Raw genomic sequence first — 26,012 nt, forward strand, 5'->3', positions numbered from 1 at the left:
GCATACGGCCGGAGGTCGCGCACGGGTGCGCGTTCCGGGGTGCGGTGCTGGAGCGGAAGCCGGGGCGGATGCGCCGGGCGGAGCGGGGGCCTTGGGATGAGCGAGACGGGCGCGTTCGGCGAGGACCTCGCGGACTTCGTCCGGCGGGTGGCGGAGCTGCGCAGCGCGCGCGCCCTGCCGCCGGAGGAGCAGCGGGGCGTGCTGGACGCCGCCCTGTTCGAACTCCAGCACGTGGCGGAGACGCTGTGGCCCCGGTACGAGCGGCTGGTGGCCCGCGCTCCGGAGGGCACCTCGGCGGAGCGGCGGGAGCGCCAGCTGCTGAAGACGGTGTTCCAGCGGCTGCCGCTGCCCGTGGCGCTGGTCGACCGGGACACGGTCGTGCGGCGGATGAACCTGGCCGCGACGACGCTCACCGGCGTCCGGGCCGGGTACGCGACGGGCCGCCCGCTGTCCGCGCTGCTCACGCCGGGCGACCGGGCGCCGCTGCGCACCCAGGTCGCCGCCACCGCGCGCGGGGAGGGCGGCCGGAGCCTGACGGTGCGGCTCCAGCAGCGGCCGAAGGAGCCGGTGCGGGCCACGCTCGCCGCCCTGGTCCTCCCCGGGGAGCCGCAGCAGACCGTGGTGGCCGTGCTCCAGCCGGGCGTCGCCGGCGCCGGGCCGTCCGGTCCCGCCGGGATCGGACGGCGCACCTCGGTGGGGAAAGCGGGGCTCCTCTCGGCGCCGGCGGGGGTGCGGGGGGCGGGGCCGGCGGCCGGGGGGCGCGCCGAACCTGACCGAGGTCGCCGAGCGGGCCGGGACGCTCGACCTGGTCGACGCCGTGGCGACGGCCCTGCTGCGTACCGCCCCGGGGGACGCGCCGGGGGCGCTGGAGGCGGCGGCGCGGGTCCTGCACGGCCGGTTCGCCGACTGGGTGATCGCCGACCTGACGGTGGGCGGGGCCGCCGTGCCGGTGCGCCGCGCGGCGGTGTTCGGGCCTCCGGACGACGGCGTGCTGGCGAAGGTGCTCGCCGGGCAGGACCCGGCGGGGTGTCCCCTGGTCGCGGAGGTCGCGGCGGGCGGCTCGGCGTCCCTGCAGGTGCGCCCGGAGGACGCGCTGGCGCTCGGTACGGACGGCGACGGGGCGGCCGTGCTGGTGCGCGCCGAGGTCAGCTCGCTGCTGTGCCTGCCGGTCGTCGCCGGCGGCGCGGCGGGCGACGACGGGCCGGAGGTCCTGGGCGTGCTGACGCTGCTGCGCACCCGGGCGCGGCGGGCGTTCTCGATGGCGGAGGCGCAGGCCGCCGACGTGCTGTCCCGCCACGTCGGGCTGGCCATGCGCCGTCCGGGCCCGCCCGCGCCGTAGGGGGCCCGGGGGCCTTCCGGCCGGGGGCGGCCGGGCGCGGGCGGCGGCACCGGACCGCCTACGCGGCGTCCCGCATGATGTCCTCGCGCAGCCGGGTGCAGCAGCGGCTGATGAGGCGGCTGACGTGCATCTGGGAGATGCCGAGGTCCTCGGCGATGCTGCTCTGGGTCATGTCGCGGAAGAACCGCATGTAGAGAATCTTCTGCTCGCGCTCCGGCAGCGTGCGGAGCCGCGGCTTGACGGCCTCGCGGTCGACGACCACGTCGAGGGCCGGGTCGGGTCCGCCGAGCGCGTCGACGAGGGTGTAGCCGTCCTCGGTTCCGGGCAGTTCGGCGTCGAGCGACAGGGCGGTGAAGCTGTCGAGGGCCTCCAGACCGGCGGCGGCCTCCTCCTCCGTCATCCCCGCCTTCTCGGCTATCTCCGCGACCGTGGGGGTGCGGCCGCCGACGGAGTACGAGAGCTCCTGGTAGGCCGCGCGGACCCGGCCGCGCAGGTCCTGGACCCGGCGCGGCACGTGGAGGGTCCACATGTGGTCCCGGAAGTGCCGCTTGATCTCCCCGGTGATGGTGGGCACGGCGAAGCTCTCGAAAGCCGCGCCGCGCGAGGGGTCGTAGCGGTCGACCGCCTTGACCAGGCCGAGCGCGGCGACCTGCTTGAGGTCCTCCAGCGCCTCGCCCCTGTTGCGGAACCGGCCGGCCAGCCGGTCCGCCATGGGCAGCCAGGCGCTCACGATGTCCTGGCGCACGCGGTCCCTCTCCTCCCCGGGCGGCAGCGTCGCCAGACGCCGGAACGCCTCGGAGGTGTCGGGGGCGTCGTCGTGCGGATGCTTCGTGTGGGCGAGCGTAGGCATGTGGTTCTCAGCTCCCTGAACGGCGCCGACGGTTGGCTGTCACCCCGGGGAGGCTCCACCCGGCCCGGACGCGGGCAGGCACGTCCGGAGCGGTGGGCCGCTCCCACGGACGTGCCTCCGGTCCGAAGCACGAGATGCGCCTGCCCGGGGTCCGCTGTGGCAAACGCCTGGGAACCACTCTCCGGGCGGTCGCCCCGAACGGCTTCCGCAGCGCGGGCCCGGGACGGCGGCGCCCCCTGGTCCCGCCGGTCGGTCCGGGATGCGGGGCGCGATATACCCGCAGCTCCGGCCCGCCGTCCCGGAGCGCGGGGGACGGGAGCCGCGGGGTGCCCGACGGAGGTGCGGCGTTCCCCCGTACGGGTGATGGGCACCCTCTCCGGGGGCCGGCCCGGCCGCCGGCCGTCCCGTTCGCCGGGGCCGTCCCGGCTCCCGGGCGGCCCGCCCGCCGGGGACCGGTGCCGAGGGCTTCCTCGCCCCTCCGGCGGCCGGACGCCCGCGCCCCCTGCACGTCGGCCCGAGGGTCGGCGGGACCCGGTCCCGGGAAGTCCCGCCGCGGCTTGCCGTCGCCGCGGCCGGACGCGGCCACCCGGTACGGCCGCCGTGCCCGGCCGGACGCGGCCACCCGGGTGGGACCGTCCGGGCACAGCCGCCCCGGCACGCCCGCCCGGCCCCGTCCGGTCGCAGCGGCGGGTCCCCCGCCCCCGGCGCGCAAACCCCGGCGGGCACCGGCCGCCGGGGTTTGCGGTGGCCGCGCCGGGTACCCGCCCGGCGACCGACACACCCGTCACCTGGGAGGGCGTCATGCAGCGAGGCAGCGACCGGCTCAGCCGGCGTCACGACGACGCGATGAAGCACCAGCTCGAAGGGCTGCTCCGGTCCGGCCACCCCACCCGAACGGAGGAGTGGCACGATCCCGAGCCGGTGGCCGACGACGATCCGGAACTGGCTCGCGGGCGCGTACCGGGCGACACGTTCGAGGCGCTGCGCCTGGAACTGGCCCGGCACCTCGCCCGCACCCCGTTCCCGGCGCACCGGGGGGACCTGCTGCGCGTCCTGCGGGAACGGCACGCCCCCGATCCGCTCACGGAACGGGTGGAGGACCTCCCCGGTGGCCGCACGTACCGCAGCGTGCAGGACGTGGCGGTCGCCCTGCACCGCAGGTGACCGCGAGGGGTACGGAAGGGAGTGACGACGGCCGTGGCACAGCTCGTGAGAGAGGTCATGACGGCGGGCGCCGCCGCCGTCCGCCCCGACGCCTCGCTGGTCGAGGCGGCCCAGCTGATGCGGGCGCAGGACATCGGCGACGTGCTCGTCGCCGACGGGGACCTGCTCGTGGGGGTGGTGACGGACCGGGACATCACCGTACGGGCGGTCGCCGAGGGCGCCGACCCGCTGGCCGTGAACGCCGAGACGGTCTGCACCCCGGACCCCGTGTGCGTGGGTCCGGACGACGAGGTGGCGACCGCCGTACGGCTGATGCGGCGGCACGCCGTACGGCGGCTGCCGGTGGTCGAGGACGGCCGGCCGCTCGGTGTGGTCAGCCTCGGGGACCTGGCGGTCTCGCAGGATCCCGGGTCGGCCCTCGCCGACATCAGCAGGGCGGAGCCGAACACCGAGACCGCGTGAGGGACGGGAGGGAGACGACGGGGAGTGAGAGGAAGGGGACAGCCGTGCGCATAGCGTTCCTCGTGGCGCCCGAGGGCGTCGAACAGGTGGAGCTCACCAGGCCGTGGCGGGCGGTGATCGACGCGGGGGGCTCCCCGAGCTCGTCTCGACGGAGCCCGGGGAGGTCCAGGCGTTCCACCACCTCGACAGGGCCGACACGTTCCCCGTCGACCGGACGGTCGACGAGGTGTCGCCGGACGCGTACGACGCGCTGGTCCTGCCGGGGGGCGTCGCCAACCCCGACGCGCTCCGCACGGACGAGGGGGCCGTGGCGCTCGTCCGGGGCTTCTTCGAAGCCGGCAAGCCGGTCGCGGCGATCTGCCACGCGTCGTGGACCCTCGTCGAGGCGGACGTCCTGCGCGGGCGGCGGCTCACCTCCTGGCCGAGCCTGAGGACGGACGTCCGCAACGCGGGCGGCGAGTGGGTCGACGAGGAGGTCGTGGTCTGCGACGGCGGGCCCAACACGCTGGTCACCAGCCGCAAGCCGGACGACCTGCCGGCGTTCTGCTCGGCCTTCACGGAGGTGTTCCGCGGGGCCGGCGCCCGCGCCGCCTGACCACCCGCACCGCCCCGGTCGCCCGTGCGGCCGGGGCGCCGTGCCGGAAGCCGGGCCGGGCCCCCTCGGCCGGTTCCGCACCGCCACCCCGTCTCAGGGACGGCGGCCGAGCATGGTGAGGAGCCGGGTCTGCGCGTCGGCGCCCGGGGCCGACGGCACCGGCTCGGCGAAGAGGCCCGTGGCGGGCAGGGAGCCGGCGTACGGGGCGAACTCCGCGAGGGCGAAGTCCACCAGCGCCGGCGGGAGGCGCTCGTCGGCGCCGATCGCCCGCGACAGGTCCCAGGCGTGGACCACCGCGTCCGCCGCCGTCTGCGAGCAGTAGGCGGCGGACGCGGTGTCGCCGTACGACAGGTTCACCGTGCGGTCCAGGGCGCCCTCCTCCCGGAAGGCGTCCCGCGCCCCCGCCGCGGCGCGCTCCCACGCGGTGACCGGGTCGTCGCCGAGGACATCGCCGTCGTACCGGTCGCCGACCTGCGCGAGGGTCAGCCCCTCCCGCACCAGCCGGGGCACCCACAGCTGCTCGGCGGTCAGGTGGTCGACCAGGTCGCGGACGGACCACCCGGCGCACGGGGTGGGCGCATCCCACCGGTCCCCGACGGCGCGGACGCGCGACGAGAACAGGCCGAGCGCCTCCGCGTGCCGGGCGAGGAGCGGGCTGCCGGTCACGGGCCACCTCCATGCGGTACCGGGCCTCCACTCTGCACCGGAACCGCGGTCCGTGGGGCACCGGCGCGCCCGTGTGGCGCCCGGGCACCCGGGTACTCGGACAAGACGGACATTTCGGCCTTCCGGGAGGGAACCATGCAACTCGCTTTTCTGACCGGTCTCTACGACCGTCCGGGCCCTTGGGCCAGCGTGTACCTCGACACGTCGCGGATGGACGAGTCCGCCCAGGAGCGGCAGGGGCTCATGGCGCGCAACGCCTGCGAGGAGCTCGCCGCGCAGGGCTGCGACGAGGCGACCGTGCGCGCCGTCCACCGGGCGCTGTCGGACTGGCCGCGCCCCGCGGGCGAGGCCGGGCGCGCGGTGTTCGCCGCCCGCGGCGAGGTCGTCCTCGACCCGTCGCTGGCCGTGCGGCCGCTCGCGCCCTCCCAGGTCTTCTGGTCGGCGCTGCCCCGCATCGGGCCGCTGCTGGACCTGGCGGGACGGGAGCCCGTCTGCCTGGTCGCCTACATCGACCGGGTCGGCGCCGACCTGGAGCTGCGCAACCCCATCGGGGCGGTGCCGGCCGGGCAGGTGCAGGGCCGCGACTGGCCGCTGCGCCGCACGTCGAACGGCGCCTGGGACGAGCGCCACTTCCAGCTCAGCGTGGAGAACACCTGGGAGGAGAACGCCCGGCGGATCGCCGACGCGATCGCGGACGCCGTGCCGGAGCTCGGCGTCGACGTGGTCGTGCTGGCGGGCGACGTCCGGGAGCGGCGCTCGGTCCGCGAACGGCTGCCCGCCTCCCTGACGGTGGACGTGGTGGAGAGCGAGCACGGCGGCCGGGCGGCCGGCGCGGGGCGCGAGCGGCTCGACGAGGACGTGCGGGCCGCCAAGGAGGCGTTCCTGCGGCGCACCGCCGAGGCGGAGCTGGACCGGTTCCGGGCGGCCCGCGCCCCGGGGGCGGCAGCGCGGCCGGCGCGTCCGCCGCCGAGGGGTGCCCGCGCTGGTCGAGGCGGCCCGCGAGCACCGGATCGCCGAGCTGCTGATCCGGCCCGAGGGGCCCGACGCGCACCGCCAGGTGTGGGTGGGCGCCCGGCCGGACCAGGTGGCGGTGCGGCGTACGGAGACGCAGTACCTGGGCGACACCGAGCCGCTGCCGGCCCGGGCGGACGACGCGCTGCTGCGGTCGGCGCTGGTCACCGGCGCGGACGTGCTGCGCGTGCGGCCGGAGATCGAGGACGACCTGCCGGTCGGCGGGCTCGGCGCGCTGCTGCGCTGGCCGTACGACGAGAAGGAGACCGAGGCGGCCACCATGTGAGTCGGCCGCTCTCCCGCGGCGGGCGCCCGCCCCCGGTCCCGGGGGCGGGCGCCCGCCGCGGGGAGGGGCGGGGCCGGACACCAGGGGGGCGCCGGCGGCCGCGGAGCCGCCGGCGCCCCGTGGGTCGTCGCGGGCCGCCTCAGCGGGCGATCACCCGCTCGACGAGGAGCTTCACCGCGGCGGCGATGGACTCGGCGTCGATGCCCGCGGCGTGCAGCTGCTCCTGCGGGGAGGCCGAGCCGGGCATGCCCCGCACGGCCAGCCGGGCCGTCCGGGGCGCGGGGCGGCCGTCGGCGAAGGCCTCCGCGACGGCGTCGCCCAGGCCGCCCTCCGGGTGGTGGTCCTCGACGGTCAGCAGGCACCCGGTCTCCGCGGCGGCCTCGCGGAGCGTTCCCGCGTCGACGGGTTTGACCGAGTACAGGTCGACCACGCGGACGGGGACGCCCTCGCGCTCCAGCGCGTCGGCGGCCCCGAGCGCCTCGTGGACCGTGGTGCCCGCCGCGACGATCGTGGCCTCGTCCCCGTCGTGGCGGCGCAGGACCTTGCTGCCGCCGATGGGGAACTCCTCGTCGGGGCCGTACAGGACGGGCAGGTCGCCGCGGGTGGTGCGCAGGTACCGGATGCCGTCCAGGCCGGCCATGGCGGCGACGAGGCGGGCCGTCTGGTTGGCGTCGCACGGGTAGAGGACGGTGCTGCCGTGGACCGCGCGGAACATCGCCAGGTCCTCCAGCCCCATCTGGGAGGGGCCGTCCGGGCCGATGGCGACGCCGGCGTGCGAGCCGACGAGGTTGATCCCGGCGCGGCCGACGGCGGCCATGCGGACGAAGTCGTGGGCCCGGGTGAGGAACGCGGCGAACGTCGAGGCGTAGGGCACGTAGCCGCGCGCGGCCAGGCCGACCGCGGCGGCGACCAGCTGCTGTTCGGCGATGTAGCACTCGAAGTACCGGTCGGGGTGGGCCTTGGCGAAGAACTCCGTCCGCGTCGAGTCGCTCACCTCCGCGTCGAGGGCGACGACCCGGCCGAGGGCGGAGCCGACCGCTTCGAGCGCGTGCCCGTAGGCGGTGCGGGTGGCGACCTCGTCGCCCACGTCGAACCGCGGCAGTTCGAGAGCCGTGCCCCGCGGCACGGCGGGCGGCTCGCCGTCCGGCGGGGCGTGGACCCGCACGCGGGCGCCGCGCACCCCGCCGAGCTCGGCGATCGCCGCGCCGGCCTCCTTCAGGGGCTTGCCGTGCAGGCCCTCCCGGTCCTCTACGGCCCCGACGCCGCGGCCCTTGCGGGTGCGGGCGAGGACCGCGGTGGGCCGCCCGGTGGTGGAACGGGCCTCCGTGAAGGCGGCGTCCAGGGCCTCCACGTCGTGGCCGTCGACCTCGACGGTGTGCCAGCCGAAGGCCCGCAGGCGGCGGGCGTGGGCGTCCAGGTCGTGCCCGTGGCGGGTGGGGCCGCGCTGGCCCAGCCGGTTGACGTCCACGACGAGGGTGAGGTTGTCGAGGCCCTCGTACGCGGCGTGCTCCGCCGCCTCCCAGACCGAGCCCTCCGCCATCTCGCTGTCGCCGGACAGCACGTACACGCGGTAGGGGAGCCGGTCGAGGCGCTGCCCGGCGAGGGCCGTGCCGACGGCGACGGGCAGGCCCTGGCCCAGGGAGCCGGTCGCCACGTCCACCCAGGGCAGCCGGGGCGTGGGGTGCCCCTCCAGGCGGCTGCCGAGGGTGCGGTACGTCAGGAGCTCGTCCTCGTCGACGGCGCCCACGGCCCGGTACAGGGCGTACAGCAGGGGCGAGGCGTGGCCTTTGGAGAGGACGAACCGGTCGTTGGCGGGGTGGTCGGGGCGGTCGAAGTCGTACCGCAGGTGGTGCGCGAACAGGACGGCGGCGATGTCGGCCGCCGACATGGAGGAGGTGGGGTGGCCGGAGCCGGCCGCGTCCGCGGCGCGTACCGCGTCGACGCGCAGCTGCTGGGCCAGTTCGGCGAGTTCCTCGGTCCGCATGTCACTCCTCGCGGCGGCCGGGGCCGGTCTTGGCCAGTTCGGGCGAGGCCGTGTCCAGGGGGACCTGCCAGGAGCGGACCAGGCCGAGCTGCACCGCCTGGCGGGGCAGGGCGGCGTCGAGCAGCCAGTCGGCGGCCACCCTGACCCGGTTGCCGGGCATGGCGGCCAGGTGGTAGCCGCGGGTGACGGCCCCGGCGACGATCCCCGACAGGGGGACGCCGAGGGGGTTGGCGGCGGCCTTGACCCCGCCGAGGTCGACGGCGAAGCCCAGGTCGCTGTGGCGGTACGGGACGGGGTCGCCCACCCCCAGGGAGGCGGCGACGTTGCGGGCCGCCACCTTGCCCTGGCGGGACGCGTGCTGCGCAGTCATGGGGGTGAACTCGCCGGGGCGGTGCAGGTCCGGCACGGCGGCCGCGTCGCCGCACGCGTAGACGTCCGGCCGACCCGGCACCTCCAGCTGCGGGGTGACGACGAGCCGGCCGCGCTCGACGGGCAGGCCGAGTTCGGAGACGAGCGGGTCGGGACGCACGCCGACGCACCAGATGAGGGAGCGCGTCTCGACGAACTCCCCGTCGTCGAGGAGGACGCCGTCGCGGGTGGATTCCTTGACGGAGGTGCCCATGCGGACGTCGACGCCGCGCGAGCGGAGCACCTGGTCGGCGGTGTCGGAGAGACGCTTGTCGAGGCCGGGCAGGACGCGGTCGGCGACGTCGAGCAGCATCCAGCGCGGCCGGGTGCCCTCGGGCCAGGCGGGGTGCTTGCGCACCAGCGCGTCGGTGAACATCTTGCCGTGGGCGGCGACCTCCGTACCGGTGTAGCCGGCGCCGACCACGACGAAGGTGCAGCGCGAGGTGCACTCGGCGGGGTCGGCGGCGGACGCCGCGAGTTCCACCTGCCGGGTGATGTGGTCGCGCAGGTAGAGCGCCTCGGGCAGGCCGCGGAAACCGGTGGCGTTCTCCGCGACGCCGGGGATGGGCAGCAGCTTGCTGACGCTGCCGACGGCGAGGACGAGCCGGTCGTAGCCGAGTTCGCCCGCCGTGCCCTCCGGGTCCGTGTAGTGGACCGTGCGCGTTTCGAGGTCGACGTGACCGGCCTCGCCGAGGACGAGCCGCACGTGGCGCAGTGTGCCGGGCAGCGACACGGTGACGCGGCGGGGCTCCAGGATGCCGGCGGCGACCTGGGGCAGCAGCGGCAGGTAGAGGAAGTAGTCCGTGGGGTTGAGCAGGACGATCTCGGCACGTCCGCGCAGCGTGCGGGAGAGTTCGCGGGCGGTCTGGTAGCCGGCGAAACCGGCTCCGACGATCAGGACGCGCGGGCGGCGCCGCGGCTGGGTGGTCACTGGGCCTCCCGTGGATGGGTTGCGGTTCAGGCTCGGTGGTGCGGTGCCTCCGGGTCGGCGGGCGGCCCGGCCGGCCCGGTCGGCGGGGTCGGTACGACCGGAGCGGGCGGAGTGCCGGGGGCGACGACGCGTACGTCGTCCGGTCCGGCGTCCCGCCGCTCCGTGTCGGGTCCGGCGGATTCCGGTCCGGGCGGGTGCGCGCGGCGGCGTTCTGCGGTGCGGGCGGCGCTCCGGCGGACCACCGCCGCCAGTAGCGCACCCCCGAGCACCGCGGCGGCGGCCCGCACCGGCTGCCGGGACCGCGGGGTCTTCTTCGTCATGCGACGCCGGGTACCCGGGCGGCCGGGCGGTTAACAGCGGCACGCCCGAATGCCCGCGCGGCGGAGGGCGTCCCGTCGTGCGCGGGGTGCCGCGGCGTCACCCTCCCGGCCCTCCCCGGCGGAGGGGGCGGGGCGGCGGGAGCGGCCGTCCGCACCCGCCGCCCCGGCCCGGTGCCGCACCCGCACCGCCGGAGGCCCGCGCCCGGAAGGCCGTCCCCGGTGGAACGCGTCGTGGACGGACCGCACGGCGGGACCGGGGCGCGCGGTCGGCCCCGGAGGGCGGCCGCACGGCACCGGAGCGGTCGGCGACCGCCGAGGGGCGGCGGAGGACCCGCCGTGCCGTACGGGAGATCCCCTGCCGGGCGTGATCCCGCCCAACTACCCTGGCCGGTATGGAGATCCTCGGTACCACACTGCGCGTCTGCGTCGACGACCTGGACGCCGCGGCGGCGTTCTACGAGCGGCTCACGGGGGCGTCGGCGCTGCGCTTCGAACGCGGCGGGGTCCGCGTCGCGGCGGTCGGCTGCTTCCTGCTGATGAGCGGCCCCGAGTCGGAGCTGGAGGTGCTGCGCAAGGTCACGGCGACGATCGCGGTGGCCGACGTGGACGCGGCGCACACGACGCTGACCGAGGTGGGCGCGCGGGTCGTGGCCGGTCCGGTCCCCACGCCGGTGGGCCGCAACCTGATCGCGATCCACCCGGACGGCTCCGTCTTCGAGTACGTGGACCGCCGCGCCTCCTAGACCGGACCCCGGGGCCGGCCTCCCCGCCGCTCCCGGGCCGGCCCGGAAACCGCCTCGCCCACGCCCGCCCCGTCCGGCACGGTGCGGGATCGCCCTCCCCGCCGGGTGCCCGCGGGGCTCGCGGGCACCCGGCGGCCCCCGGCTGAGAGCAGGTTTCGTGATGGCGCGTCGTATCGGTGAACTCGTACTCGGCTGCCGCGAGCCCGAGGTGCTGGCACGGTTCCGGTGCGAGGTCCCGGACTTCGTGGTGCCCGACCACGAGGGGGACGAGTGCATCGAGATCGGGCCGCGCGAGGGGTTCGGCGGCGCGCAGCCGGCGATCGTCCTCAGCCGCCGGGACGGGCCGGGCGGGGGCGGGTCCCGGCTGCACGTCGACGTCAACCCCGCCGACCCGACCAGGGCGCCGAACTCGAGCGGCTTCTGGGGCTGGGGGCGCGCCCGGCCGACGTCGGCCGGGCGGGTCAGGAGCGGTGGCACGTCCTGGCCGATCCCGAGGGCGACGAGTTCTGCCTGCTCAAGGCCCGCCTCATCCCCTCTGCCCCCATCGGTCACGCCCCGGCGCCGGGCACGGGTCCCGCCCCGGGATCCGGCGCGGCGGGCGCGCCGTGGCCGTGCGTGCGGCGGGCGGGCTCCCGGGGAGGCCCGTCGGCCGGGAGGAGCCTGGCACCGGGAAGGCCTCGGCCGGTCTCGGCACCGGCCGGCCCCGGCATCCCGGGGCCGGCCGAAGGACCCTCCCGGGGACCGGTCGAGGCGCCCCGGCGGCGCTCAGCCGGGGATGAGCGCCTCCCACTGCTCCCGGGTCGGGCCGTCGTGCTCCGGCGAGAAGTCCGGGCGGGCGGCCGGCCGTGCCGTGAGGTGCCGCTCCACCTCGTCGGTGCCGTAGGCCTCGGGGGCCGGCTGCACCAGGTGGCGCACCCGGGCCCGGGCCCGCATGACGACGGGGTCGTCGAAGGCGCAGGCGGCCAGGGCGGCGGCCCGCCGGTCCGCGGGCGGTGCCCCTTCGGCGAGGCGTCGCCCGCCGTCGCGGTCGGCCGCCGACTGCGCGTCGAACCACGGACGGAAGGCCCGCGCCGTCCAGGCGTGGCACTCGGCCGGGTCCGCGGCGATCCGGTCGGCCCGAAGCGCCTAAGCTCGTGCCGCCTGCGCCGTGGAGTGCGCGGGACGGGCCCCGGTTCCCGTGGCGGGACGCAGTTCGGCCGGGGCCCTCCGCACGGCGGTCTCAGGCCACCGCCCCGCTCAGGACGCGAGTCCCCCCGCTCCGCGGCGCCGTGCTCGGGAGTGCGCGCTGAGGAAGACCTCTGACGGCGTTCCGGAACAGGTTTCAGTGAGCGCTGCGCGAAGTGGGGTGACGATGCGGCCGCATGGAGGTCGGGGAACAGGCTTCAGTCGACGACGTGGCCGAGAAGCCCGTCCGGGGTGTAGCGGATCGGGTCCTCGCAACTACGGTCGGGGGAACTCATGTGGTCCTTGGTGCCCGGGCTGTAGCAGCGGTGGAGCGGGACGGTGCCCGGGACCTGGGTGCGGTAGACGTAGCCGAGCGGGCCGTCCAGGACGTAGCTCGGGTCCTCGCAACTACGGTCGAGGGAACTCATGTGGTCCTTGGTGCCCGGGCTGTAGCAGCGGTGGAGCGGGACGGTGCCCGGGACCTGGGTGCGGTAGACGTAGCCGAGCGGGCCGTCCAGGACGTAGCTCGGGTCCTCGCAACTACGGTCGAGGGAACTCATGTGGTCCTTGGTGCCCGGGCTGTAGCAGCGGTAGAGCGGGACGGGGCCGGAACGGCTCGCGACGGTCAGTTTGATCGCGGTGTCGTTGGCATCCCAGGAGCCGGGGATGGTGAGCCGCACCCGGTTGGTGTCCTGGCTGAGTGCTACGGGCGTGCCGTCCTTCACCAGGGAGGCTGTCGCGAAGACCTTGCCGTCCTGGGGCAGCGGGAGGGTGAGGGTGCGCCCGGCCGGCGGCTTGAGTACGTGGAGGTACTCGGTGCGGTCGTCCGGTGACTTGGTCGCTACGCCCCAGGACAGGTCGGCGATGCGGGTCCTGGCTCTGGTGGGGTAGGAGGTGCTGGGGCGGGTGCCGAGGATGGACTCCTTGATCTGGTCGACCCAGGTTCCGACCTGTGTCAGCGTCGGCAGTGCGCCCGGTTCCCAGCCGCCGCCGGCGTAGGGGCCTGTTGCCCAGGCGGTGCCGCCGCCGTCGGTGTTGGTGGCTGCCTCCAGGACGGTGTAGCGGAACATGCTCGGCGCGGAGAACCGCAGCGTGCCGTGCGGCCGATGGGCCCACCACTTCTCGGTGTAAATCGACGCCACGGGTTCGGCGTGGCCCGGCCAGAGGTCTCCGTCAGGCTGTGAGAACTCGTCCCAGCCCCCGTACTCCTTCATGCGTTTGTCCAGACCGTACAGGTTGCCGTAGTTGTTCTGGATGAGGACGGCACGCGGGCTGACGGCTTTGATGGTGGTGCGCAGCCGCGGGTAGTCGACCACTTTTTGGCTGTCGCCCTCAGGGCTGCCTTCGTCCAGGAACAGGCCATCGATCCGGGTGCCGTAGCGCTGCATCATCTCCTGGTAGATGTCGTTGATGAACGCGTTCCACTTCTGCCGGTCGAAGTCCGGGCCCGGATTCCACTCCTTTCCGTCGGCCGGGGGCTGGGTGCCCCAGCCGGTCTTCTCCTTGTCCGCGGCGGTGAACTCCATGCCGTCGCGCGGATGCGTGTAGAGGTAGGCGTTGATGCCTCTGGCCTTGACCGCTGTGATCATGTCGTCGACGAGGTCGCGGTCGACCCGGTGGTTCGGCAGGTCCCAGTCGAGCATCTTCTGGCTTGGCCAGAGCGTCACCATCTTGGAGTGCCAGGCGGTGAAGATGACGTACTGCACCTTGGCGCCGGCCAGATCGTCTGCGAACCGGTTCGCGTCGAAACTGTTAGCGAGGGCGTTGGGGTCGTTGACCACCACGCCGCTGGAGTTCACCGTGAGACCGGGCACGTAGTGGACGAAGAGCCCGTATTCGTGATCGAGGATGTTGTTCATTCCGTCGTCCGCTCGGGCCGACTGTGCCTGGAAGGGCACCGTCAACACAGCCAACAGCAGAATCAACGGCGTGAGTAGGCTGGCCAGCTTCCGACTGCTGGACAAATCCATGATCGCCTTCCTTCTGGAGCAGGAGGAGGGACGGAGGGTGTCGGGGCCGTTCGGGATCTTGCCGTACTACCAGCGCAAGCTACTGCGACACTTTCCGTCAGGACACTCCGCCAACCCTTTGCTCACTCCGCACCGCCAGGCGGTCGCAAACGGCCCCAAAGGCTCACAGAGTACTCCGTTTGGCCACGCCGGCGGCGCCGACTGCGCTTACGCCGACCGGCTCGCTGCTCCCCCGGCCGAACGCCTCCACGACGGGACGACGCCGCCCGAGACGTGGCAAGAGGTCATCGGCCAACTCAAGCGTCGGCCGAACCCTCGCCACATCTCCGACAACCGCGCACGCATCGCCGCCACCGCCTGCATCTGGACTCAAGCCGCATCCGGCGAGCCCCGGTTCCGTCCGAAGCTCGAAGCGACCCAGAACTCGACGCGCCACGGAGCCCGGACCGATTCACCACCGGGCACTGACTCCGGCGGACAAGGTGCCCCTCCACCAGCAAATGAAGCCGATCCTCGACGCCAATGCCGAACAGCTCAGCCGCGACGTCGACAAGCAGCGCTCAACGTCCAGGCCGTGCGGGCGGGTGGAGACGACCAGCCCGGTCGTGGTCGCCGCCCTCTGCCCGCCTTCGCGCGGATCTGCGGCTGCCGGTGCTTCTTCACCTCGCGCTCCAGGCGGGCGTGCGGCTCTTGACGGGGCCGCTTCAGCCCGCCCGTCACGTACCGCTCCACGGCGCGCTGGGAGATCCCGAGCACCTGGGCGGCGGCCTTGGTGCCCCTGAGCTGCTTGACGAGGTACTTCATCCGGGCCTGGGCGCTCTTGGGGGCGGGTGAACGCCTTCTCCCGTGCGCGGTCCAGGCCGTCCCCGAGCGGGTCGACCACGACCTGCCGCTCCCCTTCTCCGGCCGTCGGGTCGGCGGTCTTGATGAGGTCGGAGATGTTGAAGACCCCGCCGCGCTCCTCGAACTGGGCTTCCGCCCACAGGACGGTCCGGGTGCCCCGGTGCTTGACCGTCCCGGGCGAGACGCCGGGCCGGAGGCCGCCGGGTACCGGCTTGCCCTCCGGGGTGTGTGGCAAGACGTCCGGCGGGGACGGGCCGGGCGAGGGGTAGACGATCGCGTCGGTGCCGATCGCGACCGGGTACAGGCCGGCGGCGGCCGTCTTCATCAACTTGCGGTGCAGGCCGGTGCGCTGGTTCGCGAGCACGGCGGCCCGGATGTCGGGACGCCGCGTCCACCGGTCCAGCGCCGGGTAGGGCGCGTAGTACGGCGCCTGGCCACGGGAGCGCTGCCTGAGTTTGCCGATCGCGCCCTTCGCGGTCGCCTCGATCGCGTCTCCAGCAGCGCCATCGTCGGGTCGGTCTGCTTGCGCCGCGCCGTCGTCTGGAAGAACTCCCGGCCCTGGAGGTCGGTGGTGACGCCCATGTCGGCCATCGTCCCCACGTACGCGACGCGTCCCCGCAATGGCTGCACACCTACAACCACCACCGCGGACACACCGCGCCCAAGGGCCAACCACCCGCCAGCCGCGTCCCCAGCCTCGCGGGTCGGTACACCGGCCGCGGCCACCCCCGACCCGGGCTTGTCAGACAAGTGCGGATTGCCCGGCGGCCCCCGCACCGCATACCGTGCGGACGATCGGCCCGCGGGCGAGCCAGGGAGGTGGGGCGGTGGTCGGCGCTGAGGGGCGGCGTCCGGTCGTGGTGCTGTACGAGCGGATCGTCGAGGCGATCCGCACCGGCGCGTACCCGCCCGGTTCCACCCTGCCGTCCGAGCCCCGCCTCGCCGCCGAGCTGGGCGTCGGCCGCCCCGCCCTGCGCGAGGCGCTGCTGCTGCTCCAGGAGGACGGGGTGCTGTCCGTGCGCCGGGGCGTGGGCCGCACCGTCAACGGCCGGCCGCCCCGGCGCGGGTTCGAGCGTCTCCGGCCGCTGGAGGAGCTGCTCGGCGCGGACTCCCCCGCCCGTGTGCGGGCGCTGCTGCGGACGGTGGAGGAGCCGACGGACTTCACCGCGCAGCACCTGCTCGCGCCCGTCCGGGCGGAGCTGCGGTTCTGGGAGTCGCTGCTGGCGGCGGAGGGCGCCGCGGCGGTGCTCAGCCAGGAGTGGGCGGCCCCCGACGAGGTGCTGGAGCGCGTCCACCCGGCGTTCGCGGCGGCCCTGCGGGAGGCGGCGGATCCGGCGGGATCGTCGATGCTGGCGGTACTGGCCGGGGCGGCGCGCGGGACGGCGCTCGGGGGCGCACCGCGGTGGCGGCGACCCTGCTGGGCCGGCGGCGCGGGGAGCAGCTGGGCCGGCCGGCGGACACACCGGCGGTGCTGGTCACGCAGGTGGTGCGGGCCGGGGAGGTCCCGGTCCTGGCGGCGAAGCACGTGCTGCCCGCGGGCGCGCCGGCGTTGCCGCTCCTCCAGTCCCCCTGAGCGCCCGGCCCCCGGGTGCCCCGGGCCGTCGCGGCGCCCGCCGTCGGCGGTGCCCTACACTCCCGTCATGCGCTTGTCTGACAAATCGGCCTCGACCGTCTCCGTCGCGGACTGGATCCGCCGGGCCCCCAAGGCCGTGCTCCACGACCACCTGGACGGCGGCCTGCGCCCCGCCACGATCATCGAGCTGGCCCGCGCGTGCGGCTACACGGACCTGCCCGCCGAGGACCCGGCCGAGCTGGCCGCATGGTTCCGGGACGCCGCCGACTCCGGTTCGCTGGAGCGGTACCTGGAGACGTTCGCCCACACCTGCGCGGTCATGCAGACCCGCGAGGCCCTCTTCCGGGTCGCGGCCGAGTGCGCCGAGGACCTGGCGGCGGACGGGGTCGTCTACGCGGAGGTGCGCTACGCACCCGAGCAGCACCTGGAGGCCGGGCTGACGCCGGACGAGGTCGTCGAGGCCGTCAACGAGGGCTTCCGCGAGGGCGAGCGCCGGACCGGGGGCCGGATCGCCGTCGGCACCCTGCTCACCGGGATGCGCCACACGGACCGCTCCCTGGAGATAGCCGAGCTGGTCGTCGCGCACCGCGACCGCGGCGTCGTCGGCTTCGACATCGCCGGCGGCGAGGTCGGCAACCCGCCCGCCCGCCACCTGCCCGCGTTCCGGTACCTCAAGCGGCACAGCTGCCACTTCACCATCCACGCGGGCGAGGCGGTCGGCGCCGAGTCGGTCCACGAGGCCGTGCAGGTGTGCGGCGCCGAACGGATCGGCCACGGCGTGCGGATCACCGACGACATCGCCGCCGACGGCACACCGGGCCGCCTCGCCGCGTACGTCCGCGACAACCGCATCGCCCTGGAGGTCTGCCCGACCTCCAACCTCCAGACCGGCGCCGCGAAGGACTACGCCTCGCACCCGGTCGACCTGCTGCGCCGCCTGGGCTTCCGCGTCACCCTCAACACGGACAACCGGCTCGTGTCCGGCACCACCATGAGCGAGGAGTTCCAGCACCTGGTGGACGCCTTCGGCTACGGCCCGGAGGTGTTCGAGGAGTTCACGGTCGCCGCCGTCGAGGCCGCGTTCCTGCCGCTGCCGGAGCGCCGCCGCATCGTCGAGGGGGTCGTCCGCCCCGGCTACGCGGCGCTCCGCTCCGCCGGCTGACCCCCCGGTCCGCGGGGGGCCCGCCCGCCGCGGCGGGTCAGCGCGGGGCGGGCTCCTCCGGCGTGAGCGTCCCGGCGTCCGCGTCGAGGACGGCGGGGACGCCGAGCGGCACGGTCAGCGCGGGCGTGCCGTGCCCGAAGCCCAGTTCCTCCACGACCGGCACGCCGAGCCCGCCGAGCCGGTCCCGCAGCACCTCGCGCACCGCCCCGTACGGCCCGCACCCCTCCCAGGAGCCGAGGGCGACGCCCGCCACGCCGTCCAGCAGCCCGGCCCTCAGCAGCTGGGTCAGCATCCGGTCGATCCGGTACGGCTCCTCCCCCACGTCCTCCAGGAGGAGCAGCGCCCCGCGCAGCGACGTCCGCCCGTCCGGCGTGCCGAGCCCGGCGGCCAGCAGGCTGAGGCAGCCGCCCGCGGTGACGCCCCGGGCCCGCCCCGGCACCAGCGGCCGCGCCGTGTCCGCGCCGAGCACCCGCACCGACCCGGGGTCCAGCAGCGCGGTCCGCAGGGACTCCCGGGTGGCGGCGTCCCCGAGGAACGCGGCCGTCCCCGCCATCGGGCCGTGCAGGGTCGCCAGCCCCAGCCGCAGCGCGAACGCCTCGTGGAGCGCCGTCGCGTCGCTGAACCCGACGAACACCTTCGGGCCGGCGGCCCGCACCGCCTCCCAGTCGAGCAGGTCGACGACGCGCTGGGCGCCGTACCCGCCGCGGACGCCGATCACCGCCTCGACGTCCGGGTCGCACCAGGCCTCCTGGAGGTCGCGGGCCCGGTCCCGGTCGGTGCCGGCCAGGTAGCGGACGACGGGGTGGCGGTCCAGGACGTGCGGCAGGGCCACCGGGTCGAGGCCCCAGCCGCGCAGTACCTCCAGACCCGCCGCCAGCCGCTCCCCCGGCACCGGGCCGCTGGGCGCGACGACGGCGACCCGCGCGCCCGGCCGCAGCCGCGGCGGCCGGGTCAGCGGGGAGAGGGCGGCCTCCGGCACCCGGTCGGCGGGCGGGCTCACCCCCTCGTCTCCAGCGGCGGCACGTCGGGGCGGGGGAACCCGAAGACCCGGGCGTAGAGGGCCAGTTCGGCCTCCAGTGCGCGCGCCAGCGTCTCGGCGCGGCGGAATCCGTGCCCCTCGCCCTCGAAGGCGAGGTACGCGTGCGGGACGCCGCGCCCCGCCATGCGCGCCAGGAACCGCTCGCTCTGCGCCGGCGGGCAGACCGGGTCGTCCGTCCCCTGGAGGAGCAGGAACGGGGCGTCGATCCGGTCGGCGCGGTTGAGCGGGGAGCGCTCCTCGTACCGGCCGGGGACCTCGGCGGGCGGTCCGACCAGGGACTCCGGGTAGTGGGACTCGAAGTCGTGGGTCTCCCCCGCCGTGCCCCAGCGGCTCAGGTCGAGGACCGGGTAGCGGATGGCGGCGCAGGCGTACACGCCGGTGCCGGCCAGGGACGCGGCGGCGGTCCAGCCGCCGGCGCTGCCCCCGCGGACGGCGAGCCGGGCCGGGTCCGCGGTGCCTTCGGCGGCGAGGGCCCGGGCGACGGCGGCGCAGTCCTCCACGTCGACGACGCCCCACTGCCCGCGCAGCCGCTCGCGGTAGGCCCGCCCGTAACCGGTGGAGCCGCCGTAGTCGACCTCGACGACGCCGATTCCGCGGGAGGTGAAGTAGGCGATCTCCAGGTCGAGGGCGAGGGGCGCGCGACCGGTGGGCCCGCCGTGCGCCCCCACGACGTACGGGGGCGACTCGCCGGCGGGGACGGCCGCGCCGGGGTTGCGCGGCGGGTGGACGTGGGCGTGGACCTCCCGGCCGCCGGGGCCGGTGAAGGTGCGCGACCGGGGTTCGGGGTAGTACGCGGGGTCGACCGGGTCGGTGTGGGCGGCGCCGACGACGCGGGCGCGGCCGGTGCCGGCGTCCAGCTCCACGACCTCGTACCCGCTGCGCGGGCCGGCGGCGACGCCGTAGACGCGGGCGCCGTGCGCGGCGAGCGTGGGCGCCCACTCGGTCCACGGGCCGGCCGCGTCGGTGATCTCACCGGTCCCGGGGTCGAGGACGCCCAGCGCGGTGGGACCCCGTCCGTGGACGACGGCGACGAGTCCGCCGTCGAGGGGCCGGAACCAGCGCAGGCCGACCTTCCACAGCGGTCCGCCGAACTCCTCCCCGCGGCCCGCGCACAGCGCCGTCGCCGCGGAGGAGCCGGACGCCAGGCGGTACGGCTCCCACCAGCCGCCGCGGTCGGAGGCGTAGAGCAGGGAGCCGTCGGGCGCCCAGTCGACCTGGCAGACCGACTCGTCGACGGCCCCGGCGACGGGGGTGACGGAGGCGAACGGGCCGCCGTCGACGACCTCGCCGGTCATCACGAGCGTCCCGTCCCACGGCATGAGCGGGTGGTCCCAGGCGAGCCAGGCGGCCGTGCGCCCGTCCGGGGAGAGGCGGGGGCCGGTGACGAACCGGTGCCGGTCGTCGGTCAGTTCGCGCACCGCGGACCGGTCGCCGGCGGCGGACCCGTCGAGCGGTACGGCGGCGATGACGCGCCGCACGTCGCCGGGGCCCTCGCCGGTGTGCTCCTCCAGGACGCACCACACCTCGGCGCCGTCCGGGTGGAGGACCGGGTCGGCCCAGCGCAGGCCGCCGCCGGTCCCCGAGAGCGGGGTGAGCGGGCGGGGCGGGGCGGCGCCGTCCGGTTCGTACGCGTACAGCCGCTGGTCGGGGAAGTGGCAGAAGACGACGAGCGGCCCCGCGCCGCCGTCGCGCGCCGTGCCCGCCCAGGGCTGCCCGCCGTACTCCACGACGCGGCTGCGGACGTCCCACGGGGCCGGCAGGACGGACGTCTCGGCGCCGTCGGCGGTGCGGCGGACCAGTGCGCGGCGGCCGCCCTCGGTGGGCCGCGGCGCGGTCCACCACACCTCGTCGCCGACCGTGCCGAGGTACTCCGGCAGGCCGTCGCGGGATGCGGCCAGGCGCGCGTCGATCGGCGACGGCCACGTTCCGCAGGGGGCCGTGGACACCATGGGCGACCCTCCGTGGGTTCAGACGTTCCGAAGGCAGTGGTCGAGGACGCGGACGCCGAAGTGCAGCGCGTCGACGGGGACGCGCTCGTCGACTCCGTGGAACAGCGCCTGGTAGTCGAAGCCGGCGGGCAGCTTCAGCGGCGCGAAGCCGTAGCCGACGATGCCCAGCCGGGAGAACTGCTTGGCGTCGGTGCCGCCGGACATGCAGAACGGCAGGACGCGCGCGTCCGGGTCGAAGTGCTCGATCGCGGCGCGCAGCACGGCGTACGTCGGGGAGTCGACCGGCGCCTCCAGGGCGACCTGGTTGTGGTGGAACTCCCAGTCGACGCCGGGCCCGGTCAGTTCGTCGAGGGTGGCGGTGAACTCCTCCTCCCCGCCCGGCACGATCCGCCCGTCGACGTGCGCGACGGCGGATCCGGGGATGACGTTCACCTTGTAGCCGGCGTGGAGCATCGTCGGGTTGGCGCTGTTGCGCAGGGTCGCCTCGACCAGGGCGGCGGCCGGGCCCAGCCGGGCGAGCAGGGCGTCGACGTCGAAGTCCGGGTCGTCGAGGTCGGGCGCGTCGACGCCGTGCAGGGCGGCCAGTTCGGTGAGCGCGGCCCGGACGGTGGCGGTGAGGCGGACCGGCCACCGGTGCGCGCCGATCCGGGCGACGGCGGCGGCGAGGCGGGTGACGGCGTTCTCCCGGTTCACCCTGGAGCCGTGCCCGGCCCTGCCCCGGGCGGTCAGCTTGAGCCAGGCCGTGCCGCGCTCGCCCGCGCCGATCGGGTAGAGCGTCAGGTGGGGGCCGGCGTGGAAGGTGTACGCGCCGGACTCGCCGATCCCCTCGGTGCAGCCCTCGAACAGGTCGGCGTGCCGGTCGGCGAGGAAGCCGGCGCCGTCCTCGGCGCTCGCCTCCTCGTCGGCGGTGTACGCGAGGACGATGTCGCGGCGCGGCCGGACGCCGCGGCGGGCCCAGTCGCGGACGACGGCGAGGACCATCGCGTCCGTGTTCTTCATGTCGACGGCGCCGCGGCCCCACACGACGCCGTCGCGGACCTCCCCGGAGAACGGGTGGACGGTCCAGTCGGCGGGTTCGGCGGGGACCACGTCGAGGTGGCCGTGGACGAGCAGCGCGTCGGCGGACGGGTCGGTGCCCTCGATGCGGGCGACGACGTTGGTGCGGCCCCCGGTGCGCTCCAGCAGGCGCGGTTCGACGCCGGCGTCGGCGAGCCGCTCGGCGACGTACTCGGCGGCGGGCCGCTCCCGGCAGTCGCCGCCGCCGCGGTTGGTCGTGTCGATCCGGATGAGGTCGGAGGTGAAGGCCACCACCTCATCGAAGGCCGGCCCGTCCGCCGGGCGGTGCCGCGGGTCTCGGAGGGTCCGGTCAGCCATACTGCTCCTCCACCGCGGCCGAGACGATCGTGGTGACCGCCTTGAAGGTGCGGATGGTCTCGTACATCGTGTCGGCGGTGTACGCGACCCGCCGCTCGCCGCTCACCGCCGTTCCGGGGACGACGGTGGCGGCCGCGGCCAGGTGCGCCGCGTCGAACTCCAGCTCCACGGTGTGCGGACCGCCGCGCACCGGTTCGTGCCGTACGGCGAGGCGCGCGGCGTCCTTCGCCGCGGCGCGGATGTCGGCGGCCGTACGCTCGGGGGTGCGGCAGACCGCCGCGTACCGCGACACGTGGTCCTTCACCGCGACCGTACGCGCCCCGGGCGCGTAGCCGAGCGCGTCGCGGCAGGTCAGGTCGTCGCCGGTGACGAGGACGACGGGGACGCCGAACTCGGCGACGACGTGCGCGTTGAGGTACCCCTCGCCGGCGCGGACGCCGTTGAGCCAGACGCCGGTGATGGAGTTGGCGAGGTAGGTGTGGGCGAGGACGCCCTCGCTGCCGGCCCCGGTGTGGTAGCCGACGAAGGCGACGCCGTCGACGTCGCCGTGCTGGACGCCCTCGACCATGGAGAGCGACTTGTGCCGGCCCGTCAGCACCCGCGCGCGCGGGTCGAGCCGTTCGAGGAGGAGGTTGCGCATCGTCCAGTGGGCCTCGTTGACGAGCACCTCGTCCGCGCCGCCGTCGAGGAAGCCGAGGACGGCCGCGTCGACGTCGGAGGTGAACATCGCCCGGCAGCGCTCCCACTGGGGGGTGCCGGGCAGGACGTCGGCGGGCCAGGTGACCCCGGTGGCGCCCTCCATGTCGGCGCTGATGAGGATCTTCATGTCCACACGGTACGCGGCGCCGGGTGCCGCCGCCGGGAGCGGCGCCCTCACCGCGGGGGCGCGGGCCGCGGATAGGTGCGGGACTGCTTGACGCTCCCGAACGCGAAGCTGGACTCGATCGACGCGATCCCGGGGACGGCGTGGATCCGGTCGCGGACGAGGCGCTCGTACGCCTCCAGGCTCTCGATCACCACGCGCAGCAGGTAGTCGCTGCTGCCGGCCATGAGGTAGCAGTCCTGGATGTGCTCGATGCGGGCGACGTGCTCCTCGAAGACGGCGACGGCCTCCGCGGTGTGGCGCTCCAGCCGGATCCGGACGAACACGGTGATCGGCAGTCCGTACGCGACCTGGTCGACCATCGCGGTGTAGCCGCGGATGAGCCCGGCCTCCTCCAGACGGCGGACCCGGCGCAGGCACGGGGAGGGGGAGAGCCGGACGCGGTCGGCGAGCTCCTGGTTGGAGAGGCGGCCGTCGGCCTGGAGTTCGCGGATGATCCGCAGGTCGATGTCGTCCACGTCCGCCGCCCGCCCCCCGGCCCTCCGGCCTCCGACCGAACCCGCCGTTCTTGGCAGATCCTGCCTCGAACGTACGCCCTGGAGGCAGAAGTGGCAATCGGCTGCCCCGGCTGAAGCTCTAGCGTTGCGGCGCAGGGACAGGGATCCGTCTGGCGTGGAGGGTGTCGTGGTCGCGACGAACACGGTGGGTGCGCCCGCGGCGGGCCGCGGGGTGCTTCCGCGCGGCCCGTCGCCGAGCGCCGCCGGCATGGCGGCGCTGCTGCTGACCGTGGCGATCTGGGCGGCCTTCGCCCTGAGCGCCCGGGCGCTGAGCGCGTCGACGCTGCTGCCCGCCGACGCGGCGCTGCTGCGCTTCGGTGTCCCGCTGCTCGCCCTGGCCCCCGCGTTGTGGCGGCGCCGGCGCGCACTGGCCGCGGTGCGGCCCGGACCGGCCGCGAAGATCGTGTGCGGGGCGGGGGTGCCGTTCTTCCTGGCCGCGATGGTCGGCGGATCGCTGACCTCGGCGTCGTTCGTCGGGGCGATCGTGCCGGGCATGGTGCCGCTGTTCGTGTCCGCGCTGACGGCGGCGCGGGGGCGGGGCGTGCCGCGCGGGACTCAGGGGGCCGGGCTGGTGCTGATCGCGGCGGGCGTGGTGGCGCTGGTCTGGCGGTACGCGGTGCCGTTCGACGGCGGCGTGATGCTGGGCTCGGGGACGCTGCTGGTGGCCAGCGGGCTGTGGGCGGTGTACACGGTGGGCTTGCGGGAGGTGGACCTCGACCCGGTCGGGTCGATCGGGCTGCTGTGCGTGCCGTCGTTCGCGGTGGTCGCCGTGCTGGTGGCGGCCGGTGTCCTGCCGACCGGGCTGGCCGGCGCGGACGTCGCGGACGTGGCGCTGTTCCTGGTGGTGCAGGGAGTGGGCGTGGGGCTGTGCGCCGGGCTGCTGTACGCGTTCGCCGTCCGGCGGCTGGGGGCCGAGCGCAGCTCCGCGGTGGGCAGCCTCAGCCCGGTGGCCGTGGTCCTGCTGGCGGTCCCCCTGCTGGGCGAGCGGCCGACGGCGGCCGTGCTCCTCGGCGTACCCCTCATCACCACGGGCGTGGTCCTCGCGAACCGGCGCCCCCGCTCCCGACGCGAACCGGAGGTCTCCCCCGATGCTTGAGCTGCTGCCCGCCCCGCCGGCCGACCCGCTGTGGGACCTGGCCGCCGAGTTCGGCTCCGACCCCCGCCCCGAGCGGCTGGACCTGGTGCTGGGCGTCTACCGCGACCACACCGGGGCGACCCCGGTGATGCGGGCCGTGCGGGAGGCGGAGGTACGCCTCGCGGAGCGCTCCGCGTCGAAGGAGTACCGGGGGCTGTCCGGCAACACGGCGTTCAACCGGGCGATGCTCTCGCTGGTCCTGGGCGGCGACGTCCCGGCCGACCGGGCCACCGCGGTGCAGACCGTCGCCGGCACGGGCGCGCTGCGGCTGCTGGCCGACCTCGTGCGGCGGACCCGCCCCGGCACGACGGTGTGGATCAGCGACCCGGCGTACGTGAACCACCGGCCGATCCTGGAGGCCGCGGGCCTGGCGGTGCGCACGTACCGCTGGACCGACCCGCGGGGGCTGCTGGACGACCTGCGCGGCGCCGGCCGGGACGACGCCGTGCTGCTGCAGGGCTGCTGCCACAACCCGACCGGCGCCGACCCGTCCCGGGAGGTGTGGGAGGCGCTGGCGGACATGGCGGCCCGCACGGGGTGGACGCCCTTCCTGGACCTGGCGTACCACGGCCTCGGCGACGGCCTGGACGAGGACCTGTGGGCGGCGCGGATGCTGGCGGAGCGGCTGCCGGAGGTGCTGGCCGCGGTGAGCTGCTCGAAGAACTTCGGGCTGTACGCGGACCGCACCGGCTGCGCGATCGTGCTGGGCTCCTCCGCGCGGGCCCTGCGCCGCGCGGAGACCGCCCTGCAGAACGCCGCCCGCACCCTGTACTCGATGCCGCCCGAACACGGCGCGGCGGTGGTGGCCGCGGTCCTCGGGGACGCGGAGTTGCGCGGGCTGTGGCGCGCGGAGCTGGACGCGATGCGGGACCGGATCGCGTCCAACCGCGCCGCGCTGGTCGCGGCGCTGGAGGCGCTGGGCCGCGGCGCCCTCGCGGAGTCGCTGGCCCGGCAGAAGGGCATGTTCGCGGGGCTGCCGCTGTCGCCGGAGCAGATGGCGGCGCTGCGCCGGGACCACGCGGTGTACGGCACGGCGGCGGGCCGCATCAACGTCGCGGGGCTCCCCTCGGACCGGGTGGACCGGCTGGCCGGGGCGATCGCGGCGGTGGCGGCCCCGGTCGCGGTCTGACCCCGGCGCCCTACACGGGCAGGGCCGGGTCCCGCGGGTCGAGGGCGAGGGCGGCGAGCAGTTCCGCCCGGTGGAGGTCGGCGACGGGGGCGAGCAGGTCGGGGTGACGCAGCAGCGCCGCCGCGCGCAGGTCCCGGTCGCCGGGCGACAGGAGGCGGTGGTACCGGGCGGACGCCCGGCCGGCGGTGGCGGCGACGGCGGCCCGCGCCAGGGCGGGCTCGCCGAGCAGGCAGGCGGCCCAGCTCGCGACGGCCTCGTCCACCCAGCTGCGCCACGGCGCGTCGTCCGCCCCGGCACCGGTGAGCCAGTCGAGCCGGTCCGCACCCCCGGCGCCGGTGACGGCGACCAGGGCGGCGTCGAGCTCGGTGGGGTAGCGCAGCGCCGCGGCGACGGCCGCGGCCTGGCGTGCCTGGGCCTCCGCGAGGGCGCGGTCGACGGCGCCGCCCCCCGCGGGGTAGGCGCGCAGGAGCCACTGCGCGGTGGCCGCGACGAGCGGGGAGAGCTGTGCGTGCACGGTCGATCCGTAGGCCGTGAG

19 protein-coding genes and 8 pseudogenes are annotated in these 26,012 nt (G+C 76.0%); 13 read left to right on the plus strand and 14 right to left on the minus strand.

The features are described 5' to 3' along the window. Nucleotides 1-96 precede the first annotated feature (96 nt). Together LUW75_RS02375 and LUW75_RS02380 are read left to right on the plus strand one after the other, a co-directional pair. Nucleotides 97-531: pseudogene (locus LUW75_RS02375) on the plus strand (PAS domain-containing protein); the annotation flags it as partial. A 286-nt stretch (nucleotides 532-817) separates the two neighbouring features. Continuing rightward, nucleotides 818-1,339 (plus strand): GAF domain-containing protein, encoded by a 522-nt coding sequence (locus LUW75_RS02380; protein WP_250337788.1) that lies wholly within the window; start codon nucleotides 818-820, stop codon nucleotides 1,337-1,339. Nucleotides 1,340-1,397: 58 nt separating this feature from the next. Here LUW75_RS02380 and LUW75_RS02385 read toward each other — a convergent pair whose 3' ends face one another. Next, nucleotides 1,398-2,189, minus strand: coding sequence for a SigB/SigF/SigG family RNA polymerase sigma factor (locus LUW75_RS02385; RefSeq protein ID WP_250334145.1), 792 nt, complete (start codon nucleotides 2,187-2,189; stop codon nucleotides 1,398-1,400). 801 nt (nucleotides 2,190-2,990) lie between these two features. Here LUW75_RS02385 and LUW75_RS02390 point away from each other — a divergent pair. From LUW75_RS02390 to LUW75_RS02400, 3 genes and pseudogenes are all read left to right on the plus strand, one after another. After that, entirely contained in the window at nucleotides 2,991-3,353 is a 363-nt protein-coding gene (locus LUW75_RS02390; protein WP_250334146.1) for a DUF2795 domain-containing protein, read from the plus strand. A 33-nt stretch (nucleotides 3,354-3,386) separates the two neighbouring features. Further along, nucleotides 3,387-3,815 (plus strand): CBS domain-containing protein, encoded by a 429-nt coding sequence (locus LUW75_RS02395; protein WP_250334147.1) that lies wholly within the window; start codon nucleotides 3,387-3,389, stop codon nucleotides 3,813-3,815. A gap of 44 nt (nucleotides 3,816-3,859) precedes the next feature. Beyond that, nucleotides 3,860-4,410, plus strand: a pseudogene (locus LUW75_RS02400) (type 1 glutamine amidotransferase domain-containing protein). A 93-nt stretch (nucleotides 4,411-4,503) separates the two neighbouring features. Here LUW75_RS02400 and LUW75_RS02405 read toward each other — a convergent pair. Beyond that, nucleotides 4,504-5,076, minus strand: a complete 573-nt coding sequence (locus LUW75_RS02405) for a TIGR03086 family metal-binding protein (protein WP_250334148.1) — start codon at nucleotides 5,074-5,076, stop codon at nucleotides 4,504-4,506. Nucleotides 5,077-5,211: 135 nt separating this feature from the next. Between LUW75_RS02405 and LUW75_RS24860 the strand changes: the two are divergent. Continuing rightward, nucleotides 5,212-6,373: pseudogene (locus LUW75_RS24860) on the plus strand (baeRF2 domain-containing protein). Between the two features lie 139 nt (nucleotides 6,374-6,512). Here LUW75_RS24860 and LUW75_RS02415 read toward each other — a convergent pair. The 3 genes from LUW75_RS02415 to LUW75_RS02425 are packed head-to-tail and all read right to left on the minus strand — an operon-like array spanning nucleotide 6,513 to nucleotide 10,016. Then, the gene (locus tag LUW75_RS02415; RefSeq protein WP_250334149.1) at nucleotides 6,513-8,357 is read right to left on the minus strand and encodes a transketolase; all 1,845 of its coding nucleotides are present in this window, start codon (nucleotides 8,355-8,357) and stop codon (nucleotides 6,513-6,515) included. A gap of 1 nt (nucleotide 8,358) precedes the next feature. Next, nucleotides 8,359-9,696, minus strand: coding sequence for an NAD(P)/FAD-dependent oxidoreductase (locus tag LUW75_RS02420; protein WP_250334150.1), 1,338 nt, complete (start codon nucleotides 9,694-9,696; stop codon nucleotides 8,359-8,361). A gap of 26 nt (nucleotides 9,697-9,722) precedes the next feature. After that, nucleotides 9,723-10,016, minus strand: coding sequence for a hypothetical protein (locus tag LUW75_RS02425; RefSeq protein WP_250334151.1), 294 nt, complete (start codon nucleotides 10,014-10,016; stop codon nucleotides 9,723-9,725). A gap of 392 nt (nucleotides 10,017-10,408) precedes the next feature. Here LUW75_RS02425 and LUW75_RS02430 point away from each other — a divergent pair, with 392 nt between their 5' ends. Both LUW75_RS02430 and LUW75_RS02435 read left to right on the plus strand, forming a co-directional pair. After that, nucleotides 10,409-10,759, plus strand: coding sequence for a VOC family protein (locus LUW75_RS02430; RefSeq protein WP_250334152.1), 351 nt, complete (start codon nucleotides 10,409-10,411; stop codon nucleotides 10,757-10,759). Nucleotides 10,760-10,919: 160 nt separating this feature from the next. After that, nucleotides 10,920-11,293: pseudogene (locus LUW75_RS02435) on the plus strand (VOC family protein); the annotation flags it as partial. Nucleotides 11,294-11,524: 231 nt separating this feature from the next. Here the strand turns inward: LUW75_RS02435 and LUW75_RS02440 are convergent. From LUW75_RS02440 to tpg, 3 genes and pseudogenes are all read right to left on the minus strand, one after another. Further along, nucleotides 11,525-11,884, minus strand: a pseudogene (locus LUW75_RS02440) (FAD-dependent oxidoreductase); the annotation flags it as partial. A 257-nt stretch (nucleotides 11,885-12,141) separates the two neighbouring features. Continuing rightward, nucleotides 12,142-13,893: an alpha-L-fucosidase gene (locus LUW75_RS02445; RefSeq protein WP_250334153.1), complete on the minus strand. Its 1,752-nt coding sequence runs from the start codon at nucleotides 13,891-13,893 to the stop codon at nucleotides 12,142-12,144. Between the two features lie 580 nt (nucleotides 13,894-14,473). After that, nucleotides 14,474-14,776 (minus strand): annotated as a pseudogene (gene tpg, locus LUW75_RS02450) (telomere-protecting terminal protein Tpg); the annotation flags it as partial. Nucleotides 14,777-15,351: 575 nt separating this feature from the next. On the opposite strand from tpg, the pseudogene LUW75_RS02455 reads away from it, so the two are divergent. The 3 genes and pseudogenes from LUW75_RS02455 to LUW75_RS02465 form a co-directional block, all read left to right on the plus strand. Continuing rightward, nucleotides 15,352-15,450 (plus strand): annotated as a pseudogene (locus LUW75_RS02455) (IS481 family transposase); the annotation flags it as partial. A gap of 113 nt (nucleotides 15,451-15,563) precedes the next feature. Then, nucleotides 15,564-16,309: pseudogene (locus LUW75_RS02460) on the plus strand (GntR family transcriptional regulator). A gap of 67 nt (nucleotides 16,310-16,376) precedes the next feature. Further along, the gene (locus LUW75_RS02465; protein ID WP_250334154.1) at nucleotides 16,377-17,471 is read left to right on the plus strand and encodes an adenosine deaminase; all 1,095 of its coding nucleotides are present in this window, start codon (nucleotides 16,377-16,379) and stop codon (nucleotides 17,469-17,471) included. A gap of 37 nt (nucleotides 17,472-17,508) precedes the next feature. Here LUW75_RS02465 and LUW75_RS02470 read toward each other — a convergent pair whose 3' ends face one another. From LUW75_RS02470 to LUW75_RS02490, 5 genes are read right to left on the minus strand one after another with little or no spacing between them, the layout of a single operon-like run. Then, nucleotides 17,509-18,471, minus strand: a complete 963-nt coding sequence (locus tag LUW75_RS02470; RefSeq protein WP_250334155.1) for a S66 peptidase family protein — start codon at nucleotides 18,469-18,471, stop codon at nucleotides 17,509-17,511. Continuing rightward, nucleotides 18,468-20,459: a S9 family peptidase gene (locus tag LUW75_RS02475; protein ID WP_250334156.1), complete on the minus strand. Its 1,992-nt coding sequence runs from the start codon at nucleotides 20,457-20,459 to the stop codon at nucleotides 18,468-18,470. Before LUW75_RS02475 ends, LUW75_RS02470 begins: the two co-directional genes overlap by 4 nt. A gap of 18 nt (nucleotides 20,460-20,477) precedes the next feature. Continuing rightward, on the minus strand, nucleotides 20,478-21,833 hold the full coding sequence (locus tag LUW75_RS02480) for a M20/M25/M40 family metallo-hydrolase (protein WP_250334157.1): 1,356 nt from the start codon (nucleotides 21,831-21,833) through the stop codon (nucleotides 20,478-20,480). Continuing rightward, nucleotides 21,826-22,659: a M55 family metallopeptidase gene (locus tag LUW75_RS02485; RefSeq protein WP_250334158.1), complete on the minus strand. Its 834-nt coding sequence runs from the start codon at nucleotides 22,657-22,659 to the stop codon at nucleotides 21,826-21,828. Before LUW75_RS02485 ends, LUW75_RS02480 begins: the two co-directional genes overlap by 8 nt. A 47-nt stretch (nucleotides 22,660-22,706) precedes the next feature. Beyond that, nucleotides 22,707-23,174 (minus strand): Lrp/AsnC family transcriptional regulator, encoded by a 468-nt coding sequence (locus LUW75_RS02490; protein WP_250334159.1) that lies wholly within the window; start codon nucleotides 23,172-23,174, stop codon nucleotides 22,707-22,709. Between the two features lie 154 nt (nucleotides 23,175-23,328). Here LUW75_RS02490 and LUW75_RS02495 point away from each other — a divergent pair, with 154 nt between their 5' ends. Beyond that, entirely contained in the window at nucleotides 23,329-24,309 is a 981-nt protein-coding gene (locus LUW75_RS02495; RefSeq protein ID WP_250334160.1) for a DMT family transporter, read from the plus strand. After that, on the plus strand, nucleotides 24,302-25,477 hold the full coding sequence (locus LUW75_RS02500) for an amino acid aminotransferase (protein WP_250334161.1): 1,176 nt from the start codon (nucleotides 24,302-24,304) through the stop codon (nucleotides 25,475-25,477). Before LUW75_RS02495 ends, LUW75_RS02500 begins: the two co-directional genes overlap by 8 nt. 10 nt (nucleotides 25,478-25,487) lie before the next feature. Here LUW75_RS02500 and LUW75_RS02505 read toward each other — a convergent pair whose 3' ends face one another. Next, nucleotides 25,488-25,991: a hypothetical protein gene (locus LUW75_RS02505; RefSeq protein WP_250334162.1), complete on the minus strand. Its 504-nt coding sequence runs from the start codon at nucleotides 25,989-25,991 to the stop codon at nucleotides 25,488-25,490. Nucleotides 25,992-26,012: the final 21 nt, after the last annotated feature.

The organism is Streptomyces sp. MRC013 (assembly GCF_023614235.1).
Lineage (GTDB): Bacteria > Actinomycetota > Actinomycetes > Streptomycetales > Streptomycetaceae > Streptomyces.

What these genes read in the sequence shown, in the direction of transcription:
- LUW75_RS02385 (WP_250334145.1), bottom strand. Translation starts at nt 2,189, where the DNA reads ATGCCTACGCTCGCCCACACGAAGCATCCGCACGACGACGCCCCCGAC.
- LUW75_RS02390 (WP_250334146.1), top strand. Translation starts at nt 2,991, where the DNA reads ATGCAGCGAGGCAGCGACCGGCTCAGCCGGCGTCACGACGACGCGATG.
- LUW75_RS02415 (WP_250334149.1), bottom strand. Translation starts at nt 8,357, where the DNA reads ATGCGGACCGAGGAACTCGCCGAACTGGCCCAGCAGCTGCGCGTCGAC.
- LUW75_RS02425 (WP_250334151.1), bottom strand. Translation starts at nt 10,016, where the DNA reads ATGACGAAGAAGACCCCGCGGTCCCGGCAGCCGGTGCGGGCCGCCGCC.
- LUW75_RS02430 (WP_250334152.1), top strand. Translation starts at nt 10,409, where the DNA reads ATGGAGATCCTCGGTACCACACTGCGCGTCTGCGTCGACGACCTGGAC.
- LUW75_RS02445 (WP_250334153.1), bottom strand. Translation starts at nt 13,893, where the DNA reads ATGGATTTGTCCAGCAGTCGGAAGCTGGCCAGCCTACTCACGCCGTTG.
- LUW75_RS02465 (WP_250334154.1), top strand. Translation starts at nt 16,377, where the DNA reads ATGCGCTTGTCTGACAAATCGGCCTCGACCGTCTCCGTCGCGGACTGG.
- LUW75_RS02475 (WP_250334156.1), bottom strand. Translation starts at nt 20,459, where the DNA reads ATGGTGTCCACGGCCCCCTGCGGAACGTGGCCGTCGCCGATCGACGCG.
- LUW75_RS02480 (WP_250334157.1), bottom strand. Translation starts at nt 21,833, where the DNA reads ATGGCTGACCGGACCCTCCGAGACCCGCGGCACCGCCCGGCGGACGGG.
- LUW75_RS02485 (WP_250334158.1), bottom strand. Translation starts at nt 22,659, where the DNA reads ATGAAGATCCTCATCAGCGCCGACATGGAGGGCGCCACCGGGGTCACC.
- LUW75_RS02500 (WP_250334161.1), top strand. Translation starts at nt 24,302, where the DNA reads ATGCTTGAGCTGCTGCCCGCCCCGCCGGCCGACCCGCTGTGGGACCTG.